Genomic DNA, 234 nt, shown 5'->3' with positions numbered 1-234 from the left:
CCAGCGCTGCGACAAGGTGGTGGCCATCAACACCGATGGCGGCTGTGACATGGTCAAGCGTGCCGATCTTTCGGTGATCGGTGACGCCGGAGCGATTCTCGCCAGTCTCTGTCAGCAGCTCGAGGCCGAACGCAGTGCCGGCGGTGATGCCTCGGCGGCGGGTCAGGCGCCTGCCGCGACCGCTACGTCACCCAGTACGTCATCCGCCACGCTTGCCGCCGACGCGGCCTGAAC

The 234-nt window shown here is 67.5% G+C and carries 1 pseudogene; it reads left to right on the top strand.

Annotation, left to right across the window (positions count from 1 at the left end):
• Window positions 1-232, top strand: a pseudogene (locus R0J88_RS23655) (hypothetical protein); the annotation flags it as partial.
• Window positions 233-234 lie beyond the last annotated feature (2 nt).

Source organism: Pseudoalteromonas sp. SIMBA_162, assembly GCF_046535955.1.
GTDB lineage: Bacteria > Pseudomonadota > Gammaproteobacteria > Enterobacterales > Alteromonadaceae > Pseudoalteromonas > Pseudoalteromonas marina.
Note: the sequence above shows the minus strand (reverse complement) of the source record. Positions and strands in the feature narration are given on the sequence as shown.